The following is an 11,916-nucleotide window of genomic DNA, read 5'->3' as shown; positions in this document are numbered from 1 at the left end:
GATAACAGTCGTAACCGCGTTAAACAAAAAAGTTAATAACAATAAGACGAGGAAGTAGGGATGAAGAAGAACAACAGCGCTCAGCTTATCTGCCAGTTATCGGCCGTTGCGGCCATGATGCTGGCCGGCAGCGTTCACGCGGCTGAAGCGTTCAGCGCCGATTCCGAATGGATGACCGGCGATTGGGGTGGCGAAAGGACACGGCTGATCGAGCAAGGCATCGACATCAAGATGGACTACGTCGGTGAAGTGGGCGGCAACCTCCACGGCGGCTTCAACGATGACAAGACCGCGCGTTACAGCGACCAGTTCGGCCTGGGCGCGGCGCTGGACCTGGAGAAACTGTTCGGCTGGGACAACACCCAGGCCAAGGTCCAGCTCACCAACCGTAACGGTGAAAACATCTCCAATGACCGTGTCGGCGACCCGCGTGCCGGCACCTTGAGTTCGTCCCAGGAAGTCTACGGTCGTGGGCACATGGTCCGGTTGACCCAGCTGTGGATCAAGCATCAATTCCTCGACAATAAACTCGACATCAAGGCCGGTTACTTCGGTGAGGGTGAAGACTTCAACACCTTCCCGTGCGAATTCCAGAACCTGGCGTTCTGCGGCTCCCAGGTGGGCAACTGGGCCACTAACATCTGGTACAACTGGCCGGTCAGCCAGGCCGCTATCCGCCTGAAGTGGAACATCTCGCCTGAGTTCTATGCGCAGATCGGCGCCTACAACCAGAACCCGACGCAACTGGAACACGGCAACGGCTTCAAGCTCAGCGGCAGTGGTACCGAGGGCACCGTCCTGCCGGTCGAACTGGTGTGGTTGCCCAACCCTGGCAACCTGCCGGGCGAATACCGTGTCGGTTACTACAAGAGTACGGCCAGCGCCGATGACGTTATCGAGGACGACAACGGCAATGATGCGGCCACCAGCGGCAACGCCTATCGCAGCCACAGCAGCAAGCACGGCTACTGGTTCGTTGCACAGCAGCAACTCACCAGCCATAACGGTGACGCGACCCGCGGCCTGAACATTGCCGCCAACGCCACGTTCCACGACAAGGACACCAACATCGTCGACAACTACCAGTCGCTGATGTTTGTGTACAAGGGGCCGTTCGATGCCCGTCCCAAAGATGACATGGGGATCGGTTTCGCCCGTATCCATGTCAACGATGACGTGAAGAAAAACGCCGAGCTGGTCAACGCCTCCAATGGCGTCAGCGACTACAACGATCCGCTGTTCTCGCCCCTGCGTGACACCGAATACAACTACGAGCTCAACTACGGTTTCCACGTGACCAACTGGCTGACCGTGCGTCCCAACCTGCAATACATCACCCACCCGGGTGGCGTCGATGAAGTCGATGACGCTTTGGTCGCCGGCCTGAAAATTCAGTCGGTGTTCTAACGCGACTGCGATAAGCTCCTCACCATGTGCGCATTTTGCGGACGGCCAAGGCTGTCCGCTTTTTTTTGTGTGGCGAGGGGATTCATCCCCGCTGGACTGCTTAGCAGTCCCATTTTTTAGGGCCGCTTCGCAGCCCAACGGGGATGAATCCCCTCGCCACAGTAGACCGTCACTACATTGATTCGCTGAGTACCTCCATGATTTTCAGGACCGTGGCACATGCTTGAGCATCCGCTACAACGCTTCTTCAAATCCTTGCGTGAACGGCCGGTGTTCGCATGGGAGCGCTATCAGAAGCGCGACGTGTTGGTGATCGATCATCCGCTGTGTCAGGCGGTGTTCAGTCGTCAGGGCGCGCAGTTGCTGCACTTTCAGCCCAAGGGGCAGAAGCCTTGGCTGTGGTGCGCGGCGAAGTGGCCGCAGGTCGGGGCCATTCGCGGTGGCGTGCCGGTGTGCTGGCCATGGTATGGCCGTCATCCGAGCGAGAACGCCTGGCCGTCCCATGGCTGGGCGCGTTTGCTCGACTGGAAACTGATCGACAGCCGCAGCGATGACGATGGCGTGCGCCTGCACTGGCGGCTTGAGCTGTGCGACTGGCAGGTGGACCTGCACGCGCATCTGGGCGAGCGCATGGAGTTGCACCTGAGCACTGAGCATCAGGACGACATGCCGTGTCAGTTGAGCCAGGCTTTGCACGCTTACTGGCGTATTGGCGATGTCAGTGAGATAGCGCTGTCTGGGCTCGAGGGCGCGCAAGGTTACGACCAGTTGAACCGGCAGGTTTGCCAGCAGGAAGGCGAGTTGCGCGTCGATGGCGGTTGTCAGCGGGTGTTCCAGCATGACGGCGAACTGCAGCTCAACGATCACGCTTGGGAGAGGGCGTTGTACATCGATACCGGCGACACGGCGGACACGGTGGTCTGGCACCCGGGCTCGCGGCCGTTGCTGGGGGTGAGCTGGAATGAGATATCGGAATTCGTTTGCGTGGAAGCGGCGAGTGGCGGCACCGACAGCTTGTGCCTGAAACCAGGGGAGCGGGCTCATTTGAGTTTGCAGGCGCGGGTGGGGGCTTGATTTTGCGGTGATACGGCTAATGCCTTCGCGGGCAAGCCTCGCTCCTACAGGTTATCGGTTGCCCGCGAAATCCGCGTAATCCTGTAGGAGCGAGGCTTGCCCGCGAAGAGGCCAGAACAGGCAATAGAGATCTAGTTGAACTCATCTCCAACCGGATACCGGCTGGCATTCAAGCTCTCCTTGATCTTGCGCAAATGCGGTTGGAAATCCACCCCTCGGCGCAGGGTCATGCCGGTAGCGAGCACATCCAGCACGGTCAGCTGGATGATCCGCGAAGTCATCGGCATGTAGATGTCAGTGTCTTCCGGCAGCGGAATGTTCAGGCTCAAGGTACTGGCCTTGGCCAGGGGCGAGTTCTCGGCGGTCAGGCCAAGCACCGAAGCACCGTTCTCCCGGGCGATGCGCGCCACTTCCACCAGTTCGCGGGTGCGGCCGGTGTAGGAAATGATCACGAACAGCTCGCCGGTGTGCGCCACCGAGGCAATCATGCGCTGCATCAGCACGTCGGCATGGGCGGTCACGGCCAGGTTGAAACGGAAGAACTTGTGCTGCGCATCCAGCGCCACAGGGGCTGAAGCGCCAAGCCCGAAGAAGTGGATCTGCCGGGCCTGGATCAACAGGTCGACGGCGCGGCTGATCAGGTTCGGGTCCAGCGCCTGGCAAGCGCTGTCCAGGGACGCGATGGCGCTGCCGAAGATTTTCTGCGTGTAGGCTTCAGGGTTGTCATCGGCTTCCACCGCACGGCTGACGTAGGCGGCGCCACTGGCCAGGCTCTGGGCCAGTTGCAACTTGAGCTCGGGGTAACCGCTGACGCCGAACGAACGGCAGAAGCGGTTGACCGTCGGCTCACTGACCGAGGCGGCCTGGGCGAGGGCGGCGATGCTGAATCGGGTGGCCTGCTGCGGATTGAGCAGGATCACCTCGGCCACTTTGCGTTCGGCCTTGTTCAGCTCTTCAAGGCGATTCTGGATCTGCTCCAGTAAATTTCGCACGCGGTCCATATAAGTATCCTTTACACCTGCGCCAATAAGCGCGCGGCTAATGCAAAAAGGGCCTTTGATGAGGCCCGTAACGGTGGCCTATCCTACTGATGGCTCCGACCGACCACCACTCGGAATCTGTATTTTGCGAAAATGTTGTGGTTATTACTACATTTTCCCTTGAGTGATGCCTTGAAAAAAGGTATTTGTAGCTTAACTTGATAAAAGAACAAACATCATGCCTTCGATTACGGTTGAACCGTGCACCTTTGCCTTGTTCGGCGCTTTGGGCGATCTGGCCTTGCGCAAGCTGTTTCCTGCCCTCTATCAACTCGATGGTGCAGGCCTCCTGCACGAGGACACGCGGATCATCGCGCTGGCCCGTGAGCCTGGCAGCGAGCACGAGCACCTGGCGTTCATCACGTCCGAGCTGCGCCGCTACGTCGGTGCCAAGGAGCTGGACGAAGCCGTGGCCGAGCGGTTCCTTGCCCGCCTGAGCTACCTGCACGTCGACTTCCTCAAGTCCGAAGACTACGTAGCCCTGGCTGAAGCGGCCGGCAGTGCGCAGCGGGTCATCGCCTATTTCGCCACGCCGGCAGCGGTCTACGGCGCGATCTGCGAGAACCTGGCCAAGGTCGGCCTGGCAGAAAACACCCGCGTGGTGCTGGAAAAACCCATCGGTTCGGACCTGGAATCCTCGCGCAAGGTCAATGACGCCGTGGCGCAGTTCTTCCCGGAGAACCGCACCTATCGCATCGACCACTACCTGGGCAAGGAAACCGTCCAGAACCTGATCGCCCTGCGCTTTGCCAACAGCCTGTTCGAAACCCAGTGGAACCAGAACTACATCTCCCACGTGGAAATCACCGTGGCCGAGAAGGTTGGCATCGAAGGCCGCTGGGGCTACTTCGACAAGGCCGGCCAGCTGCGCGACATGATCCAGAACCACCTGCTGCAACTGCTCTGCCTGATCGCCATGGACCCGCCGGCCGACCTGTCCGCCGACAGCATCCGTGACGAGAAGGTCAAGGTGCTCAAGGCCCTGGCGCCGATCAGCCCGGAAGGCCTGACCACCCAGGTGGTACGTGGCCAGTACATCGCCGGCTACAGCGAAGGGAAATCGGTGCCCGGTTACCTGGAAGAACCCAATTCCAACACCCAGAGCGACACCGAGACCTTCGTCGCCCTGCGTGCCGATATTCGCAACTGGCGCTGGGCCGGCGTGCCGTTTTACCTGCGCACCGGTAAGCGCATGCCGCAGAAGCTGTCGCAGATCGTCATCCACTTCAAGGAACCGTCGCACTACATTTTCGCTCCCGAGCAGCGCCTGCAGATCAGCAACAAGCTGATTATCCGCCTGCAACCGGACGAAGGCATTTCCTTGCGCGTGATGACCAAGGAACAAGGCCTGGACAAGGGCATGCAGCTGCGCAGCGGTCCGTTGCAGCTGAATTTTTCCGACACCTGGCGCAGTGCACGGATTCCCGATGCCTACGAACGGTTGTTGCTGGAAGTGATGCGCGGCAATCAGAACCTGTTTGTCCGTAAAGATGAAATCGAAGCCGCGTGGAAGTGGTGTGACCAGTTGATCGCCGGGTGGAAAAAATCCGGTGATGCGCCCAAGCCGTACGCGGCCGGGTCCTGGGGACCGATGAGTTCCATTGCACTGATCACGCGGGACGGGAGGTCGTGGTATGGCGATATCTGATTTGAAACTGCCTAAGGGCGTCCACGCACATGCGTTCAAGAGCCCGGTCTTGCTGGCTGAAAGCCTGGCCCTGAACGTGGCCAAGCAACTGAGCGATGCCATTGAGGCCCAAGGCACGGCGACCCTGGTGGTTTCCGGTGGCCGCAGCCCGGTGGCGTTCTTCCAGCACCTGGCCAAGCAAACGCTGGACTGGTCGAACGTGGTGGTGAGCCTCGCCGACGAGCGTTGGGTGCCGGTCGAGCATGCCGACAGCAATGCCGGCCTGTTGAAAAAATACCTGTTGCAGGGGCCCGCGGCCAAGGCTCAGTTCCTGAGCTTGTACAGCGCCAGCGCCAACCTTGAGCAAGCCGCCGAGCACGCCGATCGTTTGCTTTCCGAGCTGCCGGTGATCGACGTGTTGGTGTTGGGCATGGGCGATGACGGCCACACCGCGTCACTGTTCCCCGGCAGCCCGAATCTCGCCGAAGCCCTGCAGGCCGACGGTACTCGTCGCTGCTACCCGATGCTGGCGCCGACTGTGCCGCATCAACGCCTGACCATGAGCCGTGCGCTGCTGGCTTCGGCCAAACACAAGATTTTGTCGATTTCCGGTCAGTCCAAGCTGACCACCCTGAGTTTCGCGCTGGCCGGTGACGATGTCGCCGAAATGCCGGTGCGCGCCTTTCTGCAACCCACGTTAGAGATTTACTGGTGCCCATGAGCCAAGGAACAGCCGCTATGACAAACCCATCCCCGACCGTTTCCATGGCGGATAAAGTTGCCCTGATCGACAGCCTCTGCGCCAAGGCGCGGATCCTGCCGGTGATTACCATTGCCCGCGAACAGGACATTCTGCCGCTGGCCGATGCCCTCGCGGCCGGTGGCCTGACCGCCCTGGAAGTGACCTTGCGTTCGCAGTTCGGCCTCAAGGCCATCCAGGTCCTGCGTGAGCAGCGTCCGGAGCTGGTGACCGGTGCCGGCACCGTGCTCGATCGCCACATGCTGGCTGCGGCCGAAGCGGCAGGTTCGCAGTTCATCGTCACGCCAGGCATCACCCGTGACCTGCTGGAAGCCAGCGTCGCCAGCCCTATTCCGCTGTTGCCGGGCATCAGCAATGCCTCGGGCATCATGGAAGGCTACGGCCTGGGCTATCGCCGCTTCAAACTGTTCCCGGCAGAAGTCAGTGGTGGCGTCGCAGCCATCAAGGCCCTGGGCGGCCCGTTCGGCGAAGTGAAGTTCTGCCCGACTGGCGGCGTAGGTCCGGCCAACATCAAGAGCTACATGGCGTTGAAAAACGTCATGTGCGTGGGCGGTAGCTGGATGCTTGATCCGGAGTGGATCAAGAACGGCGACTGGGCCCGCATTCAGGAATGCACCGCCGAGGCCTTGGCGCTGCTGGACTGATCCGCTTTACCAGACACGTAGTTGTGTGTTTTACGGCTTTACGGTGCGCTTGGTCGGTGCACCGTTTTTTTTTGCCTGAAATAAACCCTGCAGGAGCGGGCAAGCCTGCAACGACATCATGCGATACATAGTTAGCGCATTTTGAATTCAGCCCGGTGCTAGCCTGCGTTCATCTTATGGAAGAGCGAACGTCATGGACGACAACACCTCTGCAGCACCGGTTTACTTGCTGTCACCCGAACAAATAGCCGGCCCGTATTTTCGCAATCCGAAACTCATCAGAAGAAACATCAGCGAAAGCGTCGAGGGTGTTCCTTTGGTGCTGCGTTTGAAAATCGTCGATGCCATGACTGCTCAGCCGGTCACCGATGCGCTGGTGGACATCTGGCACTGCAATGCACGCGGGGCGTATTCGGGCTGGAGCCGGGTCAACCCGGACCTGGAGGTCGACGCTGGAGACATCGGCGCGATCCCGCGAACCGACGACGACACCTACCTGCGTGGCGGGCAATTCACCGATAAGAAAGGTATCGCCCGGTTTACCACGATCTGCCCGGGGTTTTATGCAGGCAGGGCCCTGCACATTCACGTCGCCGTGCGCATCACCAGTGGCAACAACTATCTGCAAGAGCGCCACGTTGCGTGGGTGGGGCAGTTGTACTTTCCCGAAGTGGCCGCGCGCTCGGTGCTCAATGCCCGGGAATATCGCGGTCGGGCCAGCGCGCCATTGAGCAACGATCGAGATTTTTACTATCAAAACATGGGCGGCGAAGCCTCGACCCTGAACATCCATACCCTCGGCCGCGACTCGAATGAAGACGGCTTTTTCGGGTACATGACTATCGGCATCGACACCTTCGCGGTGTCGGCACAGATCAAGCCCGAAGACTTCGACAAATACACCGTGTGACCTCAGCGCAGTTCGGTCAACGCCGTGGTCAACAGCATCATGTCGGCCGCGGTGGTGGTCAGCCCCGGCGTGATGCGGATACACGGACCACAGGCCGCACCGCTGCGCACCACGGTGAACAGGTTGTAGTCGCGCAGCAAACGCTCAACCATCGGCTGCTGCTCGGCATGAGCGACAAAACGCATCGACGTGATGCCGCAGTACAGCCTCGGGTCATCCGGCGTCATGACTTCGATCCCCGACAGCTCGCGCGCCGGCCTAACCCACAGGTTGCGCAAGTAGTTGAGCCGCGCCCCCTTGGCTGCCGAACCGCCCATCGCATGATGTTCCTCGATGACCAGCGGCAGGGTCAGCAAGGCCGGAATGTTCGGTGTGCTGTAGGGCGTGCGGGCGCGGATGTCGGTGACCGGGAAATGCATCTCACCCATGTCCGGGTCGATGTCGGCCAGGCGCTCGGGGGCGATGAAGATGAACCCCAGGGTCAGCGGCGCACCGATCCACTTGTGCAGGTTGTAGGCGGCGAAGTCGATACCCAGTTCATTGAGGTCGAATTCGAACTGGCCCAGCGCGTGGGCGCCGTCGAGGATCACGTCGATGCCAAGCCCCCTGGCGGCGGCTGCAATCGCCTGGACCGGCATCACCAGGCCGGTGCGGTGGGTGACGTGGGTCAGGGCCATCAGCTTGAGTCGCGGGTAACGCGTGAAGGCGTCACGGTAGGCGCTCAGCAGGCTGTCGAAACTGGCGGGATGCGGGTGCTCGATCTCGATCACTTCGACGCCGCGGGTGCGCGCCAGCCAGCGCATGGCGCCCTTGACCGTGTCGTACTCCAGGTCGCTGAATAGCACCTGGTCGCCTGGCTGCAAGCGGTTGTAGTTGCGGATCAACGATTGCAGCCCGTCCGTCGCGTTGCGGGTAAGGGCGACGCTCTCTGCGGCAACGCCAATCAAACCGGCCACCTGCGCGCTGATCCTGTGGCTCTCGCCCTGTTCGAAACGCTGGCGCACGTACACCGAGTTGCTGCGGTTGATCAGCTCGATGTTGCGTTGGTATTCCTCGACCACCGTGCGCGACATACGCCCGAAGTAACCATTTTCCAGGTTGATCGGGCCGGGTTGGACATCGTAGCGGTCGGCAAAGGTTCGCCAGAAAGCTTCATCACGGGCGCGGCGGGTGTTATCGGGCATGGGTTACTCGGTTCAATGACGGGGTGCGGGTTTGCCATGTTTGGCGCGCAAGGGTTCGAGCAACTCGGACAAGCCGTTGTGATCGATTTCCTGCATCAGGGCCAGCAAGCCACCCAGTTCGCCATGGGGGAAACCTTCCCGGGCGAACCAGTTGAGGTAGGGGCCGGGGAGGTCGGCGATGATTCGGCCCTTGTATTTGCCGAAGGGCATTTGCCGGGTTATCAGCAGTTCGAGTTTTTCGGGGTTCATCAATCGGTCGCCTTGAATCAATCAGTCTGGAAAATACAGGCATTCTGCATGCAGGCCAAATGACAGATCATGCAAATAAAACGGATACAGATTCTTTGGTTGATTTTAACTTATTGAAAAATAACGAATTACTGATCGGTTCCAGGCTGGCATGACGAGTGCAATACCTATTGCATCTTTCATCAACCCGCAAGGAATTGAAAAATGACCGACATGAATAAAGAAGCGATTTCTGTACTCAACGACCTGATTGAAACCAGCAAGGACGGTCAGGAAGGGTTCAAGACTTGCGCTGAAGACATCAAGCACCCTGAACTCAAGACCCTGTTCGTGCAACGCTCGGCCGATTGCGCCGCAGCGGCGGCAGAACTGCAGAGCGCCGTGCGTTCCATGGGTGGCGATCCGGAAACTTCCACCAGTGTCAGCGGTGATTTGCACCGTCGCTGGGTCGACGTGAAGTCGATGTTCACCGGCAAGGACGAAGAGGCCGTGCTCAATGAAGCCGAGCGTGGTGAAGACCATGCGCTGAAGGCCTATCGGGACGCCATGGAAAAAATCAACAAGCATAACCTGGTGGGCATTCGTGACATCGTTGAGCGCCAGTACCACGGCGTACAACGCAATCACGATCAGGTAAAAGCCTTGCGTAACCAGGCTCGCGCACGCTCGTAAGCGCTCGTTAGCTGTCAAAAACGCCAGCCAGCCTGGCGTTTTTTTGTGTTATGGATTTACTGCTGGACGGCATATAGATAGCTAGCTAATAATTTGTTTTTCAAGTTACACGGCCCAGGCCGACTATCGTTAAATCGTCCTCCCAAGAGTCCATTCCGTGCCTATCACTTTGCAGGCCCTGTTCCTGCCTGACCGCCGCGCCGTGCAATTCGCGATCAAGACCTTGATCGGCGGAGGCGTGGCGCTGTGGCTTGCCCTGCGCTGGGGCCTGGAGCAACCGGCCTGGGCGTTGATGACGGCCTTCATCGTCGCCCAGCCGTTGTCCGGGATGGTCCTGCAAAAGGGCTTGGCGCGGCTGCTGGGGACATTGGTCGGGACCATCATGTCGGTGGTGTTCATGGGCGTCTTCGCCCAGACGCCCTGGCTGTTCCTGTTGGCGCTGGCGTTGTGGCTGGGGCTGTGTACCGCCAGTTCAACGTTGTTGCGCAGCGCCTGGTCCTATTCATTTGTGCTGGCCGGCTACACGGTGGCGATCATTGCCTTGCCCGCCATCAATCATCCGCTGACGGTGTTCGACCAGGCGGTGGCGCGTTGCACGGAAATCTGCCTGGGGATTATCTGCGCCACGGCCAGCAGTGCCTTGCTCTGGCCGCTGCGGGTCGAACGGCAATTGGCGGATCAGGCCCGGGCTGCCTGGCAAAGCGGCATCAAGGCGGCGCAGGCGACCCTGGCCGGTGATGCCCAGGCGCGCAAGGGGCTGCTGGAAATCCTCGGACGAATCGTCGCGGTGGACGCCCAGCGCGAACACGCCTGGTTCGAAGGCAGCCGCGGCCGCCAGCGCGCGCGGGCCATCAGTGGCTTGAGCCAGAAACTGTTGATGCTGCTGCGTATTGCCCGTTCGGTGCGCCGGCAATGGAAGCAGTTGGCGCCGCAGGAATCCGAGCAGTTGATGCCCTGGATGAACCAGGTCCAGGGGGCGCTGAACAGCGCCGATAGCGCGACCCTGCAAGCCTTGCGCCCGCGTTTGCTCGATGCTTCCCATGATCCGGGCATCAGTTCTGCGCAGAGTTACTGCCTGGTCCGCTTCACCTTGTTGATCGATACCGCCCTGGCGGCAAACGCGGCGTTGAAGGCGGTGGAGCAGGGCGGTGAAACACTCGACCCGCCGAGAACCCTGACGCCGCACCGCGATCTGTCTTTGGCCCTGGTCTTCGGCGCCCGCAGCGCACTGGCCTTCCTGGTGGTGTCGTGCTTTTGGCTGGCGACCGCCTGGCCGGCTGCCGCCGGTGCACTGGTGTTGACCTGCGTGGTATGCAGCCTGTTTGCCAGTCGTGAGAACGGCGCGCAGATCGGCATGAGTTTTATGCGGGGTATTTTCCTGGCCATTCCGGCGGCGTTTATCGTCGGGCAAATTCTACTGCCGCAGTGGAGCAGTTTCGCGATGCTCTGCCTGGCCATGGGCGTGCCGCTATTTTTCGGCGCGCTGGGCATGGCCAAGGCGCAGATCGGTGCTACGGCCACCTCGTTCTGCCTGCATTTCATTGTGTTGGTCGCACCGTTGAACCAGATGCAGTTCGACGTCGCGACGTTCTTCAACAGCGCACAGGCCATGGTGATCGGCGTCGGTGCGGCGGTGCTGGCGTTCCATTTGCTGATCCTGCGCAACCCGGCCTGGCATGGCCGACGCCTGCTGGCGGCTACCCTGGACGATCTGGTGCGCCTGACCCGACGCAACCTGGCCGGCGCCGAAAGCTGGTTCGGCGGGCGCATGGCCGACCGCTTGCTGCAACTGGCGCGGCACTATCCGGAACTGCCGGAACCGGCGCGCAGTCGTTGGGACGACGGCTTGCTCGGCCTGGACATCGGCGATGAATTGCTGCACCTGCGCTTGAGCCTGGCGGTGGCGCAAGTACCGGTTACGGAGCCGCAACGGCGTTACCTCGATGACCTGGAAAAAATCCTGCGCCAAGGCCCGGCCGGCAGTCGCGCCGAGGCATTGGCCGAGCCGAGCGCAGCATTGCTGCAAACCTTGTACGCCTTGCCCCCCGGTGATGCGGTGAAGCTGGCCCAGGGTGCGGTGCTGCAATTGCAAAACAGCTGGCGCGCCTGGTGCCGCCAGCAGGAGGAAGTCGATGGGCTTGCGTGAGTGGTCGGTGGGCGGCGTGCTGCTCAGCCCGTTCCTGATTTATGTGGTGCTGGCACTGCTGGTGACCGGTGCCTTGCGCCTTTTGTTGCGCCTGACGCCAGCGAGCCGCTGGATCTGGCATGAAGCGTTATTCGATTGCGCCTTGTACGTCTGCGTATTGACCGCGATCACCGTCGTCCTCGGACCTTTGTAAGGAGTTGAAT

Annotated in this window: 12 protein-coding genes; 9 read left to right on the top strand and 3 right to left on the bottom strand. The window is 60.5% G+C overall.

The features are described from left to right. The first annotated feature begins 60 nt into the window (after positions 1–60). A complete protein-coding gene (locus HFK74_RS08815) occupies positions 61–1,407 on the top strand; it encodes a carbohydrate porin (protein ID WP_180203165.1) in 1,347 nt (448 codons plus the stop codon). A gap of 219 nt (positions 1,408–1,626) precedes the next feature. After that, positions 1,627–2,481, top strand: a complete 855-nt coding sequence (locus HFK74_RS08810) for a D-hexose-6-phosphate mutarotase (protein WP_180203164.1) — start codon at positions 1,627–1,629, stop codon at positions 2,479–2,481. Positions 2,482–2,612: 131 nt separating this feature from the next. Here HFK74_RS08810 and HFK74_RS08805 read toward each other — a convergent pair whose 3' ends face one another. After that, on the bottom strand, positions 2,613–3,473 hold the full coding sequence (locus tag HFK74_RS08805) for a MurR/RpiR family transcriptional regulator (protein ID WP_170948639.1): 861 nt from the start codon (positions 3,471–3,473) through the stop codon (positions 2,613–2,615). 226 nt (positions 3,474–3,699) lie between these two features. Here HFK74_RS08805 and zwf point away from each other — a divergent pair, with 226 nt between their 5' ends. The 4 genes from zwf to HFK74_RS08785 all read left to right on the top strand — a co-directional run bounded on the left by zwf (position 3,700) and on the right by HFK74_RS08785 (position 7,462). Next, positions 3,700–5,169, top strand: a complete 1,470-nt coding sequence (gene zwf, locus HFK74_RS08800; protein ID WP_008056775.1) for a glucose-6-phosphate dehydrogenase — start codon at positions 3,700–3,702, stop codon at positions 5,167–5,169. Continuing rightward, on the top strand, positions 5,156–5,869 hold the full coding sequence (gene pgl, locus HFK74_RS08795) for a 6-phosphogluconolactonase (RefSeq protein ID WP_180203163.1): 714 nt from the start codon (positions 5,156–5,158) through the stop codon (positions 5,867–5,869). Before zwf ends, pgl begins: the two co-directional genes overlap by 14 nt. A 17-nt stretch (positions 5,870–5,886) precedes the next feature. Continuing rightward, the gene (locus HFK74_RS08790; protein ID WP_020797030.1) at positions 5,887–6,552 is read left to right on the top strand and encodes a bifunctional 4-hydroxy-2-oxoglutarate aldolase/2-dehydro-3-deoxy-phosphogluconate aldolase; all 666 of its coding nucleotides are present in this window, start codon (positions 5,887–5,889) and stop codon (positions 6,550–6,552) included. A gap of 193 nt (positions 6,553–6,745) precedes the next feature. Further along, positions 6,746–7,462 carry an intradiol ring-cleavage dioxygenase gene (locus HFK74_RS08785; RefSeq protein ID WP_180203162.1) on the top strand — a complete coding sequence of 239 codons (717 nt, stop codon included), beginning with the start codon at positions 6,746–6,748 and terminating at the stop codon, positions 7,460–7,462. 2 nt (positions 7,463–7,464) lie between these two features. Here the strand turns inward: HFK74_RS08785 and HFK74_RS08780 are convergent, their stop codons facing one another. Both HFK74_RS08780 and HFK74_RS08775 read right to left on the bottom strand, forming a co-directional pair. After that, the gene (locus HFK74_RS08780; protein ID WP_180203161.1) at positions 7,465–8,646 is read right to left on the bottom strand and encodes an aminotransferase class V-fold PLP-dependent enzyme; all 1,182 of its coding nucleotides are present in this window, start codon (positions 8,644–8,646) and stop codon (positions 7,465–7,467) included. 12 nt (positions 8,647–8,658) lie between these two features. Further along, a complete protein-coding gene (locus HFK74_RS08775; protein ID WP_008056784.1) occupies positions 8,659–8,895 on the bottom strand; it encodes a DUF3820 family protein in 237 nt (78 codons plus the stop codon). A gap of 204 nt (positions 8,896–9,099) precedes the next feature. Here HFK74_RS08775 and HFK74_RS08770 point away from each other — a divergent pair, with 204 nt between their 5' ends. From HFK74_RS08770 to HFK74_RS08760, 3 genes are all read left to right on the top strand, one after another. Then, on the top strand, positions 9,100–9,567 hold the full coding sequence (locus HFK74_RS08770; protein ID WP_008056786.1) for a PA2169 family four-helix-bundle protein: 468 nt from the start codon (positions 9,100–9,102) through the stop codon (positions 9,565–9,567). Between the two features lie 157 nt (positions 9,568–9,724). Next, positions 9,725–11,713, top strand: a complete 1,989-nt coding sequence (locus tag HFK74_RS08765) for an FUSC family protein (protein ID WP_180203160.1) — start codon at positions 9,725–9,727, stop codon at positions 11,711–11,713. Further along, complete coding sequence (locus HFK74_RS08760; RefSeq protein ID WP_008056790.1) at positions 11,700–11,906, top strand: DUF1656 domain-containing protein; 207 nt, start codon at positions 11,700–11,702, stop codon at positions 11,904–11,906. Before HFK74_RS08765 ends, HFK74_RS08760 begins: the two co-directional genes overlap by 14 nt. Positions 11,907–11,916 lie beyond the last annotated feature (10 nt).

The organism is Pseudomonas sp. SbOxS1 (assembly GCF_013416725.1).
Classification (GTDB): domain Bacteria; phylum Pseudomonadota; class Gammaproteobacteria; order Pseudomonadales; family Pseudomonadaceae; genus Aquipseudomonas.
Note: the sequence above shows the minus strand (reverse complement) of the source record. Positions and strands in the feature narration are given on the sequence as shown.